Below are 15,503 nucleotides of genomic sequence, written 5' to 3'. Positions count from 1 at the left end.
GTCAGATCCTGGCAGTGGCGCGGAGCTCGTCAACGCGGTCGAGGCGCTCCCACGTGAAATCGGGCAGTTCTCGGCCGAAGTGGCCGTAGCTCGCGGTCTGCGCGTAGATCGGCCGAAGCAGATCGAGATCGCGGATGATCGCCGCCGGACGCAGGTCGAACACCTCACGGATCGCGGCGATGATCTGCTCGTCTGGGAGTTTTCCGGTGCCGAAGGTCTCGACGTAGAGGCCCACCGGCCCCGCCTTGCCGATGGCGTAGGCGACCTGCAGTTCGAGCCGGTCGGCGAGGCCTGCGGCGACCGCGTTCTTGGCGACCCAGCGCATGGCGTAGGCCGCCGAACGGTCGACCTTCGAAGGGTCTTTTCCGCTGAAGGCGCCGCCCCCATGCCGGCTCGCGCCGCCGTAGGTGTCGATGATGATCTTGCGCCCGGTCAGCCCGGCGTCGCCCTGCGGCCCGCCGATCTCGAAGCGGCCGGTGGGGTTGATGAGCACGTTGAGTTCGGGGCGCGCGAGTTCGACCAGGTCGAGCACCGGACGGATCACGAGCTCTTCGACCTCGACCCGGAGCTGCTCGGTCGAGACGGCACGAGTGTGCTGCGTCGAGAGCACCACGGTCTCGATCGTCTTGGGCACCTGCCCGTCGTAGCCGACCGTGACCTGGGTCTTGCCGTCGGGGCGCAGGTACTCGAGTTCGCCGTTCTTGCGTACGGCCGCGAGTCGCTCGGCGAGTCGATGGGCGAGCCAGATAGGCACCGGCATGAGTTCTGGAGTCTCACGGGTGGCGTAGCCGAACATGATGCCCTGATCGCCTGCCCCCTGCTGGTCGAGCGCGTCGTCACTGGCCCGCTCACGAGACTCGAACGCGCGATCGACGCCCTGTGCGATGTCGGGTGACTGGCCGCCGATCGACACCGAGACTCCGCAGGAGCGCCCGTCGAACCATGCGTCGGATGAGTCGTAGCCGATCGATGTGACGCGCTCGCGCACGATCGCCGGAATCTCGACGTACCCGCTCGTCGTCACTTCGCCCGCGACGTGCACGAGCCCGGTGGTCACGAGGGTCTCGACCGCCACTCGGCTCGTCGGGTCTTCACGCAGCAGCGCGTCGAGGATCGAATCGGAGATCTGGTCGCACAGCTTGTCTGGGTGCCCTTCGGTGACTGACTCGGAGGTGAACAGGCGGAGTGCGCTCATGCTGGATCGGATTCCTTCGTCGTCGTCGCGGCAGTCGTCGCTTCCGAGACAACCACGTCGAGGATGTCATGCGCCACCGACAGCTTCGTTCCGTGTGCTCGTGTGACGACGACGCCGTCGGTGCCGATGACGACGACCCGGTTCTCGTCGCTCGCGAAGCCCTCATTCCAGCCGACCCGATTGACGACGAGCAGGTCGGCACCCTTCGCCTCGAGCTTGGCCCGGCCGAGTTCGAGCAGCCGATCGTCGTCGGCCTCGGTCTCGGCCGCGAAGCCGACGAGCAGGGTGCCGTCGTGCGGTGCATGGCCGAGGCCGGCGAGGATGTCGGGGTTGCGCACGAGTTCGAGCGTGAGTCCGTCGTCGCTCTGGTCTTTCTTGATCTTCGCCTCGCTCACCGTCGCGGGGCGGTAGTCGGCGACGGCCGCCGCCATCACGACGACATCGGCGCCCGACACCGCCTTGGTCACAGCGCTCTGCAGTTCGAGCGCCGTCGAGACACGGCGGATGTCGCAGCCATCGGGTTCGGCGACCTCGAGGTTCGCTGCGATGAGCGTGACGCGCGCGCCCCGTTCCCGCGCGGCCTCGGCGATCGCGATTCCTTGCTTGCCGCTCGAACGATTACCGAGGAACCGCACGGGATCGAGCGGTTCGCGCGTGCCGCCGGCGGTGACGACGACGTGCAGACCCGAGAGATCACCGCGATCGGCGGATGACGCGGCCGCACCGTTCGCGCCGAGCGCCCGCTCGAGCGCCGCGCGCACGATCTCGTCGGGTTCCTCCATGCGACCTGGCCCACTGTCGGTGCCGGTGAGCTGGCCGACCGCCGGACCGACGATCGTGACGCCGCGGGAGCGCAGCGTCGCGACGTTCGCCTGGGTGGCGGGGTGACGCCACATCTCGGTGTGCATGGCAGGCGCGATGACGACGGGCGCTTCGCTTGCGAGCACCGCGTTGCCGAGCAGGTCGTCGGCCAGGCCCGCGGCGAGTTTCGCGATCGAGTTCGCCGTCGCCGGAGCGATGACGATGAGGTCGGCCGCCTGACCGATGGCGACGTGCCGCACCTCGGCGACGCCCTCGTACAGCTCGGTGTGCACCGGGTTGCGAGAGATCGCCTCGAGCGTGGGTTTGCCGACGAAGCGCAACGCTCCCTCGGTCGGTACGACGTGCACATCGTGCCCCGCGAGCACGAGCGCGCGAATGACGCCGACGGCCTTGTACGCGGCGATGCCGCCGGTGATGCCGACGACGATGTTGAGCCGAGTCATCCGGCCCTCCCGGATCACTCGGCGATCGGGCGGAGCCGGAGCTTGTCCTCGTTGATCTCGTGCAGTGCGACCGAGAGCGGCTTGTCATCGATCGAGGAATCGACGAGCGGGCCCACGTTGTCGAAGAGGCTTCCCTCGTGCAGGTCGGCGTAGTAGTCGTTGATCTGACGCGCACGCTTCGACGCGAAGATGACCAACTGGTACTTCGAGTCGACCTTGGAGAGCAGGTCGTCGATGGGCGGATCGATGATGCCGGACAGCTTCTCAGCCATGGATTGACTCCTTGATCGTGGGGTGCGCACCCGCAGTGCGCGAAAAGTCGTGGCGAGGGCAGCTCAACGCCGACCCTTGCGAGATCTCATCAAGTCTACGACCTCTTGCGCGGCTTCGGCGACGTCGTGGTTGACGACCTGATGATCGAACTCGTCGACCGCGGCCAGCTCGACCCTTGCCGTCTCGAGTCTACGCTGCTGTTCGGCCGGACTCTCAGTGCCCCGACCGACGAGCCGGCGCACCAGTTCGTCCCAGCTCGGCGACAGCAGGAAGACGAGGGTCGCCTCGGGCGCGGCCCGTCGAATCGAGCGGGCTCCCTGGATGTCGATCTCGAGCAACACGCTGTTGCCGGCGGCGATGGCCTCTTCGACCGCCTTGCGCGGTGTGCCGTAGCGGGAGGCGTTGTGGACCGTCGCCCACTCGAGCAGCTCGCCGTTCTCGACGAGACGATCGAATTCGGCGTCGTCGACGAAGAAATAGCTCTCGCCCTCGACTTCGCCGGGCCGGGGTTTTCGGGTCGTCGCCGACACCGAGAGTCGCACGTCTGGGTGATGACGACGGATGTAGTCGGCCACGGTGCCCTTGCCCACCGCCGTGGGACCAGCGAGCACGACGAGCCGGTCGCCGGTGCCGCCGTGCGCGGCGACCCAATCGGCGAGGAACTCCCGCAGTCGCCGACGCTGCAGCCGGCCGAGCCCGCCGAGACGCTTCGACGGGGAGATCTCGAGCTCCTCCATGATGCGTGCCGACTTCGTCTGACCGATCGCGGGGATGGAGGTCAGGAACTCGGTCACCCGCAGTCGCCCCTCGACCCCATCGGGTGACTCGAATGCCTCGCGCAACACGTCGAGCGGGCTCCGCGAGCCCGCCGCGATCGCGGACTTGACCGTGGCCCGCGCCCGACGCGCGGCAACGGCCGCGCGGGATGCCGCGACCCGGTCGACCTCGGGCGGAGCCTGCCGCGTCGCGGCGGCGGTTTCGTGCTCAGACACTCGCGGCCCCCACTTCGTCGACGCGACGGGTGATCGCCTCTGCGAGGCCGTCGGGCCCGGCGCTGAGAATCGACCGTGACTCGCTGACGATCACGCCGCCTGCGAGCGATCCGTAGATCGCCCGCAGGTCGGAGAGCTCCGCCCCCTGATACCCGAAGCCCGGCGCCAGCACCGGCAGGCCGGGGCGCGGCGGGTCGGCATCGAGATCGATGCCGTACGTGCGGGGGTCGACGGTCGCTCCGAGCACCACGCCTACCGAGCCGAGCGCCCGGCTCGCGGCATCCGCTCGCCCCTGGTTCCAGCCGATGACGCCGGAAGTGATGGCCTGCGCGACCGTGAAGCCCTCGCGGCTCGACTGCTGAAGTACCGCCCGCTGGATGGCCGCCGCCTCGGGGTTGGAGGTCGCGGCGAGCACGAAGACGCCCTTGCCCGCCGACTCGGCTGCGGTCAGGACGCCCTCGAGCGAACCGAGGCCCTGGTAGGCGCTGACGGTCATCGCATCGGCCTCGAGGCTCGATCCGGGTCGCAGCCACGCCTGGCCGTACGCCTCGACGCTCGTGTCGAGATCGCCGCGCTTCACGTCGGCGATGATGAGCAGCCCGGCGTCGCGCGCTTCGGCCAGCACTCGCTCGAGCGCCGCGTAACCCGCCGCACCGTGTCGTTCGAAGAACGCCACCTGCGGCTTCACGATGCCCACGCGACCGGCGGTCGCCTCGACCACGCGCAAGCCGAACTCCCGCACTCCCTCGGCCGAGTCGGGCAGGCCCCACGCGTCGAGGAGCGAGGCGTGCGGGTCGATGCCGACGCAGAGCTTGCCATAGGCGGCGAAAACGGCTTCGAGTCGTTCTCCGAAGGGCGTCTGGCCGATCATGCGTTCGCCTCCCGTCGGAGCTGGTATTCCTGCAGGCTCGTGACTTCGAAGCCCTCGCGCTGCACGTCGAGCGAAGCGACCGCAGCGGAGAGTTCGGCGATCGTCGTGAACAACGGGATGTCGGCGGCGACGGCCGCCGCACGGATTTCGTAGCCGTCGGCGCGCGACGAACGCCCGCTCGGGGTGTTCACCACCACGTCAACGTCGCCGCGGTGGATGAGCTCGACCACGGATGCCGCGTCTTCGCTCGTCTTCTCGCTGAACTTCAGCACCTCCTGCGCCCGGATGCCGTTGCGCCGCAGCACCTCGGCGGTGCCCTCGGTCGCTGCGATGTCGTAGCCGAGTTGCTGCAGGCGGAGCACCGGCAGGATGATCGCGCGCTTGTCGCGATCGGAGACCGAGACGAACACCGTGCCCGAGGTGGGCATGCCGCCGTAGGCCGCGAGCTGGCTCTTCGCGAACGCGGTCGGGAAGTCCTTGTCGATGCCCATGACCTCGCCGGTCGAACGCATCTCGGGCCCGAGCACGGAGTCGACCATGATGCCCTCGCGGGTGCGGAAGCGGTGGAAGGGCAGCACGGCCTCCTTCACGGCGACCGGTGCGTCGAGCGGCACGCGCGAGCCGTCGGATGCAGGCAGCATCCCCTCTTCGATGAGCTCGGCGACGGTCGCACCGACCATGATGCGCGCAGCCGCCTTCGCGAGTGGAATGCCGAGCGCCTTGGAGACGAACGGCACAGTGCGGCTCGCACGAGGGTTCGCCTCGAGCACATAGAGCACGCCGGCCCCGATCGCGAACTGCACGTTGAGCAGGCCGCGAACACCGATGCCCTCGGCGATCGCGCGCGTCGCCACGCGCACGCGGTCGACCTCTGCACGCCCGAGCGTCACGGGCGGCAGGGTGCAGCTCGAGTCGCCGGAGTGGATGCCGGCCTCCTCGATGTGCTCCATGACGCCGCCGATGTAGAGGTCGGTGCCGTCGTAGAGGGCGTCGACGTCGATCTCGATCGCGTCGTCGAGGAACCGGTCGACGAGCAGCGGATGACTCGGGCCGACGATGCCCTGACCTTCGATGCGATCGAAGTAGTCGGCGAGCGAGGGCGAGTCGTAGACGATCTCCATGCCGCGGCCGCCGAGCACGTAGCTCGGGCGCACGAGCACTGGGTAGCCGATGCCCTCTGCGACCTGGACCGCGCCGGCGACGTCGAGGGCCGTGCCGTTCTTCGGCGCGAGCAGCCCGGCCGCGTCGAGGATGCCGGAGAAGAGGCCGCGCTCTTCGGCGAGGTCGATCGCGTCGGGAGTCGTGCCGAGGATCGGGATGCCCGCAGCCTCGAGGCCCTTCGCGAGACCGAGCGCCGTCTGGCCGCCCAGTTGCACGACGACCCCGACGAGTTCACCGGACTGCGACTCGGCATGGATGACCTCGAGCACGTCTTCGAGGGTGAGCGGCTCGAAGTAGAGCCGGTCGCTCGTGTCGTAGTCGGTCGAGACCGTCTCTGGGTTGCAGTTGATCATGATCGTCTCGAAGCCGGCTGCCGAGAGGGCGAACGAGGCGTGCACGCACGAGTAGTCGAACTCGACGCCCTGGCCGATGCGGTTCGGGCCGGAACCGAGGATCACGACCTTCTTGCGGTCGCTCGGCTCGACCTCGGTCTCCTGGTCGTAGCTCGAGTAGTGGTACGGCGTGAGGGCCGGGAACTCCCCCGCGCAGGTGTCGACGGTCTTGTACACCGGCCGGATGCCGAGGATGTGCCGCACCTCGCGCGCGTCCGCCTCGCCGAAGCCGCGGAGCTGTCCGATCTGCGCGTCGGAGAACCCGTGGTTCTTCGCGAGCAGCAGGAGTTCGGTGTCGAGGTTCTCGGCCGCCGCGATCGTCTCGGCGACCTCGTTGATGAGCACGATCTGATCGAGGAACCACGGGTCGATCTTCGTCGCCTCGAAGAGCTGCTCGAGTGTTGCGCCCTTGCGAAGCGCCTGCTGCACGAGCACGATGCGACCGTCGGTCGGGGTGGCGGATGCCTCGACGAGCTCGTCGGCCGTTCGGGTCTCGTCTCCCCAGTGGAACGAGGAACCGCGCTTCTCGAGCGAACGGAGCGCCTTCTGCAGCGCGGTCGCGTAGTTGCGGCCGATCGCCATGGCCTCGCCGACGGACTTCATGGTCGTCGTGAGCGTCGGGTCGGCGGCCGGGAACTTCTCGAACGCGAACCGGGGCACCTTCACGACGACGTAGTCGAGCGTCGGCTCGAAGCTCGCCGGCGTGACCCGCGTGATGTCGTTGGGGATCTCGTCGAGCCGGTAGCCGATCGCGAGCTTCGCGGCGATCTTGGCGATCGGGAACCCGGTCGCCTTCGATGCCAGCGCACTCGAACGCGACACGCGCGGGTTCATCTCGATGACGATGATGCGTCCGTCGGCGGGATCGATCGCGAACTGGATGTTGCAGCCGCCGGTGTCGACGCCGACGGCGCGGATGATGTCGATGGCGATGTCGCGGAGCTTCTGGTACTCGCGATCGGTCAGCGTGAGCGCCGGCGCGACCGTGATCGAGTCGCCCGTGTGCACGCCGACGGGGTCGACGTTCTCGATCGAGCAGACGACGACGGTGTTGTCGGCCGTGTCGCGCATGAGTTCGAGCTCGTACTCCTTCCAGCCGAGGATCGACTCCTCGAGGAGCACCTCGCTCGTGGGTGAGTCGTGGAGGCCCTGCGTGACGATGCGCACGAGGTCTTCCTCGGTGTGGGCGAAGCCGGATCCGAGACCGCCCATCGTGAACGACGGGCGCACGACGAGCGGGTAGCCGAGATCGAGGGCGAACTCCTTCGCCTGCTCGAGCGTCTTCGCGACGTGCGAGCGCGCGACCTCGGCGCCGATCTCGATCACGAGGTCTTTGAAGAGCTGGCGGTCTTCACCCTTGCGGATGGCGTCGACCTTGGCGCCGATGAGTTCGACGCCGTGCTTCTCGAGGATGCCGGCGTCGTGCAACGCGATCGCCGCGTTCAGCGCCGTCTGCCCGCCGAGCGTCGGCAGTACCGCGTCGGGCTTCTCCTTGATGATGATCGACTCGATGATCTCGGGCGTGATCGGCTCGATGTAGGTCGCGTCGGCGAAGTCGGGGTCGGTCATGATCGTCGCCGGGTTGGGGTTGACGAGGATGACCCGCACGCCCTCCGCTCGGAGCACGCGGCACGCCTGGGTGCCCGAATAGTCGAACTCGGCGGCCTGGCCGATGACGATCGGACCCGATCCGATGACGAGGACGCTGTTGATGTCGTCGCGCTTGGGCATTACTCGTTGCTTCCTTCGGTCGCTGAGCTCGTCGAGGTGTTCGCGATGACCATGTCGCGGAATCGATCGAAGAGGTAGTTCGCGTCGTGCGGGCCTGCCGCGGATTCGGGGTGGTACTGCACGCTGAATGCGGGGATGTCGAGGCAGTTCAGGCCCTCGACGACATTGTCGTTGAGGTCGTAGTGGCTCACTTCGACACGCCCGAAGCCCTCGCTCGACTCGCTCACCCGGTCGATGGGTGCGTCGACCGCGAACCCGTGGTTGTGCGCCGTGATCTCGACACGGCCGGTCGCCTTGTCGAGCACCGGCTGGTTGATGCCGCGGTGGCCGAACGGCAGCTTGTAGGTGCCGAAGCCGAGTGCCCGCCCGAGCAGCTGGTTGCCGAAGCAGATGCCGAAGTAGGGCAGCCCTTCGCGCAGCGTGGTTCGCAGCAATTCGACATGGCGGTCGGATGCCGCGGGGTCGCCGGGCCCGTTGGAGAAGAACAGTGCATCGGGGGCGAGTGCGAGCACCTCTTCGGCGGTGATCGACTGCGGCACGACGTGCACCTCGAAGCCCCGCTCGGCGAGGTACTTCAGGGTCGACGTCTTCACACCGAGGTCGAGCACCGCGACCGAACCGACCCGCTCGCTCTCGGCGGGCAGCGTGTAGGACTCGGTGGTCGAGACGGCGCCCGACAGGTTCGCGCCGGTCATGGCGGCGCCGCCCTGCACGAGGTCGAGCTGCTCCCCCGGTGTCAGCAGCGCGTCGTCGCCCGAGAAGACTCCGGCGCGCATGGCACCGGCGGAGCGGAGGTGCCGGGTGAGCGCTCGAGTGTCGATGCCGCTGATGCCGACGACGCCCGCGGCCGTGAGATCGTCGTCGAGACTCCGCTGCGAGCGGAAGTTCGACACCACCCGTGATGGATCGCGCACGATGAACCCCGCCACCCAGATGCGGGCGGATTCCATATCTTCGTCGTTCATGCCCGTGTTGCCGATGTGCGGCGCGGTCATCATGACGATCTGACCTGCGTACGACGGGTCGGTGAGCGTCTCTTGGTAGCCGGTCATGCCGGTGGCGAAGACCGCTTCGCCGAGCGTACGGCCGCGTGCGCCGTAGGCGCGCCCGTCGTAGCGGCGTCCGTCTTCGAGGACGAGCACGGCGGTGTCGCTCGTGCTTGCTGGGGTCTCAGTCATTCGAGGCCTCACTCTCTTGCTCTGGCTGCGGCGCGGCCGGCGCTGCAGCGATGTCCTCTGGCTGCGGCGCGGCCGGCGCCGCAGCGATGTTGTTGACGACCTGGATGATCCTGGCCGGGTCGCCCGGATACCGGGCGCGCACGTAACTGTCGACGCGAGTCTCAGTCTGCTCGGCCGCGCCTCGTTCCTGGGCGATCCAGGTGAGGGCGATGAGACCATCGGGCTCGACGCCGCGATCGATCGCATAGCTCGCGAGCTCGGCACCGACCAGCTTGTCGGCCGGGACGAAGGTCGTCGACTCCCCCGCGATGCGGAGGATGATGCCCTCGGGGAGCACTTCGATGCGCGCCGAGCCGCGGAACGCGAGACCATGCACGGCGAGGCGCTCGAGCGGCTCACCGAGCGGAGTCGTCGCGACGTAGAGCACCTCGGTCTCGAGCAGGGGCGTTCCGCGCGTCGACGGCTCGGGATAGGACCCGAGGGTCTCGTCGCGCACGGTGCGGCGCTTCCAGGAGCGGTACATCAGCCAGCCGGCGACACCGACGATGACGACCGCGACCACGATTCCCATCCATTTATCCATGGTCGCCCCCCGATGCTGCCGCGAGCCGGGCGACCTCGTCGTGCGGGCGCACCTCGCCGTCGAGGAAGGTCGGGTAGCCGCCGTGGAAGGTCGCGACGACGCGGCCGGGCAGGCTCCGCCCGAGGTACGGCGAGTTCGCGCTGCGGCCGGCGAGGCGGTCGAGGTCGAACTCGGATGCCGCGGCGGGGTCGTACAGCGTCAGCTCAGGTGCGGCGCCGACTGCGATCGACTCGCCGTGACCGCGGAGTCGGCCGATTCGGGCAGGGGCGGCCGACATGACGCGCGCGACGTCCGACCAGCCCATGAGCTCCGTCTCGACGACGGCGGCGTGCACGACCGCGAGCGCCGACTCGAGCCCCACCATGCCGTTGGCTGCCGCCTGCCACTCGCTCTCTTTCGCCTCGACCGGATGCGGAGCATGGTCGGTCGCGACGATGTCGATCGTGCCGTCGGCCAGTGCCGCGCGCAGCGCCTCGACGTCTTCAGCGCGGCGCAACGGCGGGTTGACCTTGAAGCGGGGGTCGTAGCCGGCGATGAGATCCTCGGTGAGCAGGAGGTGGTGGGGAGTCACCTCGGCCGTCACGTCGATGCCGCGGGCCTTCGCCCAGCGGATCACCTCGACGGAACCGGCGGTCGAGACGTGGCAGACGTGCAGCCGCGACCCGACGTGCTCGGCGAGGAGCACATCGCGGGCGATGATCGACTCCTCGGCGACGGCCGGCCAGCCGGTGAGGCCGAGTTCGCCCGACAGTGCACCCTCGTTCATCTGCGCGCCTTCGGTCAGGCGCGGTTCCTGAGCATGTTGGGCGATGACGCCGTCGAACGCCTTGACGTACTCGAGCGCGCGGCGCATGAGCAGCGGGTCGGAGACGCAGAAGCCGTCGTCGGAGAAGACCCGCACGTTCGCGCGCGAGCGGGCCATCGCCCCGAGCTCGGCGAGCTGTTCGCCCTTGAGCCCCACCGTCACGGCTCCGATCGGTTGCACGGTGGCGTACCCGGCGGCGCGGCCGAGACTGGCCTCCTGCTCGACGACACCGGCGGTGTCGGCCACGGGGAATGTGTTCGCCATCGCGAACACCGCGGTGTAGCCGCCGGCGGCGGCCGCCTGGGTACCCGTGAGCACGGTCTCGCTCTGCTCGTAGCCCGGCTCGCGCAGGTGCGTGTGCAGGTCGACGAGACCCGGCAGGGCGATGAGCCCGTCGGCGTCGATCACCGTTGCGCCAGCGGCATCCGCAACCCGACCGGCCTCGGCGATGATGCCACCGTCGAGGAGGATGTCAGCGCGTTCGCCGTCGGGAAGGCTGGCGCCCGTGATCAGGAAACGCTCGTTCATCAGGCTTCCCCCCGATCGCCGGACAGCAACAGGTACAGGGCGGCCATTCTCACTGAAACTCCGTTCGCAACCTGCTCGCGCACCGTCGACTGCGGGGAGTCGGCTGCACGAGCGGCGATCTCCAGCCCGCGATTCATCGGGCCGGGATGCATGACCATCGTACTGGGGGGCAGTGCGTCGAACCTGGCGTCGTCGAGACCCCAGGTGCGCGCGTACTCGCGACTGTTCGGGAAGAACGCCGCATGCATGCGCTCCGCCTGGATGCGCAGCATCATGACGACGTCGGGCGTTCCGCGCAACGCCGCGTCGAGGTCGTACCCGACACGCGCAGGCCACGCCGTCGTATCGACCGGCACGAGTGTCGGCGGGGCGACGAGCTCGACCTCGGCGCCGAGGGTTGCGAGGAGCCACACGTTCGATCGCGCGACTCGCGAATGCAGGATGTCGCCCACGATGACGACGTGGACTCCGTCGAGTGCCCGTCCGCGCGAACCCTTGCCATGCAGGCGCCGACGAATCGTGAATGCGTCGAGCAGTGCCTGCGTCGGATGCTCGTGGGTGCCGTCGCCGGCGTTCACGACTCCGGCGTCGATCCAGCCGCTCGTCGCGAGCGTGTACGGCGCACCCGAGGCGTGGTGGCGGATCACGACACCGTCGGCGCCCATCGCCTGCAGGGTCTGCGCCGTGTCCTTCAGGCTCTCGCCCTTCGAGACGCTCGAGCCTTTCGCACTGAAGTTGATGACGTCGGCCGAGAGGCGCTTGGCGGCCGCTTCGAACGAGATGCGAGTGCGTGTGGAGTCTTCGAAGAAGAGGTTCACGACCGTCTTGCCGCGAAGCGTCGGCAGCTTCTTGACCTCACGGTGCTGCACTGCGGCCATGTCTTCGGCGATGTCGAGCAGCTCGATCGCCTGCTCGCGCGACAGCTCGCGGGTGCTCAGCAGGTGTCGCATCACTCCTCGCCCTCGTCGATCGTCACGCCGTCTTCGCCGTCGATCTCGCTGAGACGCACGTTGATGCGCTCGCGAGTCGAGCTCGGGAGGTTCTTGCCGACGAAGTCGGCACGGATCGGGAACTCGCGGTGGCCGCGGTCGACGAGCACCGCGAGCCGCACGGCGCGGGCACGGCCGAGGTCGCTCAGCGCGTCGAACGCGGCTCGGATCGTGCGCCCCGAGTACAGCACGTCGTCGACGAGCACGACCGTCTTGCCATCGATGCCGCCAGGGGGCAGTTCGGTCGGCTGCGGTGTGCGGGTGCGCGTGCGCGTGAGGTCGTCACGGTACATCGTGACGTCGAGTGCACCGGCGAGGGCCGGAGGCGCGTCGGGCTCGATGCGGGCGATCGTCTCGGCGATGCGACGGGCGAGGATCACGCCCCTGGTCGGGATGCCGAGGATGACGAGATCGGAGCTTCCGCGATTGGACTCGAGGATCTCGTGCGAAATGCGGGTCAGCGCCCGCGAGATGTCAGCTTGACTCAGCACAGCACGTGCCATCAAACGACTCCCTTCTCCGCCTCACAGGACGGCCTTAAAGGTTGTCAACTTCGACAAGCCTATCCTGTCTCAGGCGCGTGTGGTCTCGTCGTTCCCGTCGGTCTCGGGGTGCCTGCCGCTCGGACGACCCCCGCCGCAATCGGCAGGGGTCGTCGGTGGACACCGATCGCAAGGTCCTCCGGTCACCCGATTCGGCGGGTGAATGCTCTCGACGCGACGACCATCGCGGCGGCGACGAGCACGACATCCTTCAGGATGTACTGCGCGGTCAACGTCGGACCGGTCGCGGTGAAGAGTTCGCCGGCGAAGAACGCCACGGGCGAGAACACCCCGACGAAGGTCACCGCCAATGCCAGGAGCCCGATTCGGTGCAGCACACCGGTCACGAGCGTGATCCCGACGAAGACCTCGAGCGTCGCCGTCAGTGCAAGAGCGGCGTAGCCGTCGACGACGCCGAATGAGAGCACGTTCCACGTGCGGATCACGAGGTCTTCGACCGGGCTCATGCCCGGCAGAAACTTCAGCGCACCGAAGACGAGGAAGACGAGGCCGAGCGAGATCCGCAGCGCAGGCGCCCCGGCCCGTGCGAGGAAGCGTTGGACGACCGCCTGCGCCGCGTTCGCGCGATCGAGGATCGAATCGTGGCCGGCCGCCGTCGAATCGCGACCCGTGCCGATGATGGTGCTGGACATGGTGCCCCTTCCGAGAGCAACGAGGGTGATGCCGGCCGGAAATCGGCGGCTCGCTCATCACACCGTCATCGCGCCGACCCGTCGTCGGGATTGCCGCTGATCTTCGCTCGGTGGCCGCACGGAATCCGGCCTCAGGGCAACGAGCCGCGGACCCCCTGTCTGCGGGACATCGCGCACGCGCCCCACATGGTGGGATGGGCCTGAGCCTCGGCGCTCATCTCGTCGCGACGCACACGGGAACGCCGTGGGTGACGGTGAGCATCGTGCCACTCGCGATGCCGACGCCCGAGCTGCCACCGCCGGCGCTCGGCTTGTCGCCCGCCCGCTACTCCCCCGACCTCGTCTGCGCGAGCGGGGTCGCCGAACTCGAGTATCCACGGCGCGAGTGGCAGAGTCGGGTGGTCTTCGTCGGCGCACTCGCCTGGCCCGCGGGCCGCCCCATGTCCGGCGCAACCCCGCCGCCCGTACCCGAACGAGCAGCCTGGTGGCCTGACGTGGGCGATGGCAAGGAGCCGATCGTGCACGTCACTCAGGGCACTCTGAACGTCGACCCCGACGACCTGATCCGGCCGGCATTCTCCGCACCGGCCGCCCACGTCCGCGGGCCATTCTCGCGGCGTGGCGCCGGGTCTCGACGGACGCCGCCTTCCGCACGAACGCCGAACGCATCGGTTCGAGTCTTCGCAGCCACGATGGTCCGACCGAGGTCGTCGCTCACACGCTCGAACTCGTCGAGTCGAGCCGCTCGACCTGACCGCGCACCCCGCAGGGTGCCGCGGGGTCAGGCCTTCGAGTGCGAGATGGCCGCGAGCAGCCCGTTGACGAAACCGGCCGAGTCATCGGTCGAGAGCACGGTGGCCGCCTCGACGGCTTCGGAGATCGCCACGGCGTCGGGCACGGCGTCGTTGTGGGTGATCTCCCACACGCCGATGCGCAGGATCGCCCGGTCGACGGCGGGCATGCGCTCGATCGTCCAGCCGTGCGAGTTCGTCTCGATGAGCTCGTCGATCTCGGCGCGGTGGTCGACGATGCCGTCGACGATCTCGCGGGCGTACAGCCACGAAGCTGCTCGTTCAGGTTCCCCGACGGCTTTCTCCGCCTCGACGACCAGCATCTCCTCGACCGGCACTTGGCGCATATCGGCGGAGTACAACATGTCGAGCGCGCGTTTGCGTGCTTTGGTTCGAGCGCTCACTAGTCGTTCACGCGGCCGAGGTAGTCGCCCGTGCGGGTGTCGACCTTGACCTTCGTGCCGGTCTCGAGGAAGAGCGGCACCTGGATCTCGTAGCCGGTCTCCACGGTGGCAGGCTTCGTGCCGCCCGTCGAGCGGTCGCCCTGCAGGCCCGGCTCGGTGTACGTGATCTCGAGCACGACCGATGCGGGCAGGTCGACGTACAGCGGGTTGCCGTTGTTCAGCGCGATCGTGACCGCCTGGTTCTCGAGCATGAAGTTCGCGGCGTCGCCGACGACCGTGCCGGGCACGGTGATCTGGTCGTAGTCGCTCGTGTCCATGAACACGAATCCGTCGCCATCGGCGTACAGGTACGTGAAATCGCGGCGGTCGACGTTCTCGATCTCGATCTTCGCGCCCGCGTTGTAGGTGCGATCGACGGTCTTGCCGGTGACGACGTTCTTGAGCTTCGTACGCACGAACGCACCGCCCTTGCCGGGCTTGACGTGCTGGAACTCGATGACGTTCCAGAGCTGGCCGTCGATGGAGAGGACGACGCCGTTCTTGATGTCAGCGGTGCTTGCCATGCGTGTGTGTTCCATTCGGTAGCGAAGAGGCTCGGCCTGAGGCGGCCGCAGAAGTACAGTCGGTCGAGTTTAGTCGCTCGGTTCCAGCTGCGCCAATGCGAGCGGATGTCGCCCAGCAGGTGAGTGCGCGTCAGGCGTGACGCAGTACCCAGTCGACCGCGAGGCGATACGAATCGCCGCCGAAACCGGCGATGACGCCCGTCGCCACGCCCGAGATGACGCTCGTGTGGCGGAACGTCTCGCGCGTGTGCGGGTTCGACAGGTGCACCTCGACGAGCGGGATACCGGCCTGCTTCAGCTGCGCGGCGGCGTCGCGGAGTGCGTAACTGTAGTGCGTGAACGCGGCCGGGTTCAACACGACGGGAAGCCGCCGATCAACGGCCTCGTGGATCCAGCCGATGAGTTCGGCCTCGTCGTCGCTCTGGCGCAAGTCGATCTCGACGTCGTCTGGTACGAAGCCGGCGAGCGAGGCACGGATGTCGACGAGGCTCTCGCTGCCGTAGACCTCGGGTTCGCGGGTGCCGAGCCGGCCGAGGTTCGGGCCGTTGAGCACGAGGATCGTCGTCATGCGAAAAGCCTAGCGTCGA

The 15,503-nt window shown here is 68.3% G+C and carries 15 protein-coding genes; all 15 read right to left on the bottom strand.

Annotated elements, in window-relative coordinates:
- Window position 1 precedes the first annotated feature (1 nt).
- The 15 genes from metK to AC1C2S_RS17160 all read right to left on the bottom strand — a co-directional run bounded on the left by metK (window position 2) and on the right by AC1C2S_RS17160 (window position 15,484).
- Window positions 2–1,195 carry a methionine adenosyltransferase gene (metK, locus tag AC1C2S_RS17230; RefSeq protein WP_495353823.1) on the bottom strand — a complete coding sequence of 398 codons (1,194 nt, stop codon included), beginning with the start codon at window positions 1,193–1,195 and terminating at the stop codon, window positions 2–4.
- Entirely contained in the window at window positions 1,192–2,460 is a 1,269-nt protein-coding gene (gene coaBC / locus AC1C2S_RS17225; RefSeq protein WP_495353822.1) for a bifunctional phosphopantothenoylcysteine decarboxylase/phosphopantothenate--cysteine ligase CoaBC, read from the bottom strand. The genes metK and coaBC overlap by 4 nt, the downstream gene beginning before the upstream one ends.
- 14 nt (window positions 2,461–2,474) lie before the next feature.
- On the bottom strand, window positions 2,475–2,732 hold the full coding sequence (rpoZ, locus tag AC1C2S_RS17220) for a DNA-directed RNA polymerase subunit omega (RefSeq protein ID WP_022891987.1): 258 nt from the start codon (window positions 2,730–2,732) through the stop codon (window positions 2,475–2,477).
- A gap of 63 nt (window positions 2,733–2,795) precedes the next feature.
- Entirely contained in the window at window positions 2,796–3,725 is a 930-nt protein-coding gene (gene gmk / locus AC1C2S_RS17215) for a guanylate kinase (protein ID WP_495353821.1), read from the bottom strand.
- Window positions 3,718–4,596 (bottom strand): orotidine-5'-phosphate decarboxylase, encoded by an 879-nt coding sequence (pyrF, locus tag AC1C2S_RS17210; RefSeq protein WP_495353820.1) that lies wholly within the window; start codon window positions 4,594–4,596, stop codon window positions 3,718–3,720. Before pyrF ends, gmk begins: the two co-directional genes overlap by 8 nt.
- The gene (gene carB / locus AC1C2S_RS17205; RefSeq protein ID WP_495353819.1) at window positions 4,593–7,880 is read right to left on the bottom strand and encodes a carbamoyl-phosphate synthase large subunit; all 3,288 of its coding nucleotides are present in this window, start codon (window positions 7,878–7,880) and stop codon (window positions 4,593–4,595) included. The genes pyrF and carB overlap by 4 nt, the downstream gene beginning before the upstream one ends.
- The gene (gene carA / locus AC1C2S_RS17200) at window positions 7,880–9,058 is read right to left on the bottom strand and encodes a glutamine-hydrolyzing carbamoyl-phosphate synthase small subunit (RefSeq protein WP_495353818.1); all 1,179 of its coding nucleotides are present in this window, start codon (window positions 9,056–9,058) and stop codon (window positions 7,880–7,882) included. Before carA ends, carB begins: the two co-directional genes overlap by 1 nt.
- A complete protein-coding gene (locus tag AC1C2S_RS17195; protein WP_495353817.1) occupies window positions 9,051–9,629 on the bottom strand; it encodes a PH-like domain-containing protein in 579 nt (192 codons plus the stop codon). Before AC1C2S_RS17195 ends, carA begins: the two co-directional genes overlap by 8 nt.
- 4 nt (window positions 9,630–9,633) lie before the next feature.
- Window positions 9,634–10,974, bottom strand: a complete 1,341-nt coding sequence (locus AC1C2S_RS17190) for a dihydroorotase (protein ID WP_495353816.1) — start codon at window positions 10,972–10,974, stop codon at window positions 9,634–9,636.
- The gene (locus AC1C2S_RS17185; RefSeq protein WP_495353815.1) at window positions 10,974–11,924 is read right to left on the bottom strand and encodes an aspartate carbamoyltransferase catalytic subunit; all 951 of its coding nucleotides are present in this window, start codon (window positions 11,922–11,924) and stop codon (window positions 10,974–10,976) included. Before AC1C2S_RS17185 ends, AC1C2S_RS17190 begins: the two co-directional genes overlap by 1 nt.
- Window positions 11,924–12,469, bottom strand: coding sequence for a bifunctional pyr operon transcriptional regulator/uracil phosphoribosyltransferase PyrR (gene pyrR / locus AC1C2S_RS17180; protein WP_495353814.1), 546 nt, complete (start codon window positions 12,467–12,469; stop codon window positions 11,924–11,926). The genes AC1C2S_RS17185 and pyrR overlap by 1 nt, the downstream gene beginning before the upstream one ends.
- A 179-nt stretch (window positions 12,470–12,648) precedes the next feature.
- Complete coding sequence (locus AC1C2S_RS17175; RefSeq protein ID WP_495353813.1) at window positions 12,649–13,158, bottom strand: DoxX family membrane protein; 510 nt, start codon at window positions 13,156–13,158, stop codon at window positions 12,649–12,651.
- Window positions 13,159–13,939: 781 nt separating this feature from the next.
- Window positions 13,940–14,353 (bottom strand): transcription antitermination factor NusB, encoded by a 414-nt coding sequence (gene nusB, locus AC1C2S_RS17170; protein ID WP_495353812.1) that lies wholly within the window; start codon window positions 14,351–14,353, stop codon window positions 13,940–13,942.
- Window positions 14,353–14,916 carry an elongation factor P gene (gene efp / locus AC1C2S_RS17165; protein WP_495353811.1) on the bottom strand — a complete coding sequence of 188 codons (564 nt, stop codon included), beginning with the start codon at window positions 14,914–14,916 and terminating at the stop codon, window positions 14,353–14,355. Before efp ends, nusB begins: the two co-directional genes overlap by 1 nt.
- Before the next feature lie 130 nt (window positions 14,917–15,046).
- Window positions 15,047–15,484, bottom strand: a complete 438-nt coding sequence (locus AC1C2S_RS17160; protein ID WP_495353810.1) for a type II 3-dehydroquinate dehydratase — start codon at window positions 15,482–15,484, stop codon at window positions 15,047–15,049.
- Between the last annotated feature and the right edge of the window lie 19 nt (window positions 15,485–15,503).

It is taken from the genome of Agromyces sp. Y782 (genome assembly GCF_059445405.1).
Note: the sequence above shows the minus strand (reverse complement) of the source record. Positions and strands in the feature narration are given on the sequence as shown.

Coding starts and splice junctions, on each gene's coding strand:
- metK (WP_495353823.1), bottom strand. CDS start 1,195: ATGAGCGCACTCCGCCTGTTCACCTCCGAGTCAGTCACCGAAGGGCAC.
- coaBC (WP_495353822.1), bottom strand. CDS start 2,460: ATGACTCGGCTCAACATCGTCGTCGGCATCACCGGCGGCATCGCCGCG.
- rpoZ (WP_022891987.1), bottom strand. CDS start 2,732: ATGGCTGAGAAGCTGTCCGGCATCATCGATCCGCCCATCGACGACCTG.
- pyrF (WP_495353820.1), bottom strand. CDS start 4,596: ATGATCGGCCAGACGCCCTTCGGAGAACGACTCGAAGCCGTTTTCGCC.
- carB (WP_495353819.1), bottom strand. CDS start 7,880: ATGCCCAAGCGCGACGACATCAACAGCGTCCTCGTCATCGGATCGGGT.
- carA (WP_495353818.1), bottom strand. CDS start 9,058: ATGACTGAGACCCCAGCAAGCACGAGCGACACCGCCGTGCTCGTCCTC.
- AC1C2S_RS17195 (WP_495353817.1), bottom strand. CDS start 9,629: ATGGGAATCGTGGTCGCGGTCGTCATCGTCGGTGTCGCCGGCTGGCTG.
- AC1C2S_RS17190 (WP_495353816.1), bottom strand. CDS start 10,974: ATGAACGAGCGTTTCCTGATCACGGGCGCCAGCCTTCCCGACGGCGAA.
- AC1C2S_RS17185 (WP_495353815.1), bottom strand. CDS start 11,924: ATGCGACACCTGCTGAGCACCCGCGAGCTGTCGCGCGAGCAGGCGATC.
- AC1C2S_RS17175 (WP_495353813.1), bottom strand. CDS start 13,158: ATGTCCAGCACCATCATCGGCACGGGTCGCGATTCGACGGCGGCCGGC.
- efp (WP_495353811.1), bottom strand. CDS start 14,916: ATGGCAAGCACCGCTGACATCAAGAACGGCGTCGTCCTCTCCATCGAC.
- AC1C2S_RS17160 (WP_495353810.1), bottom strand. CDS start 15,484: ATGACGACGATCCTCGTGCTCAACGGCCCGAACCTCGGCCGGCTCGGC.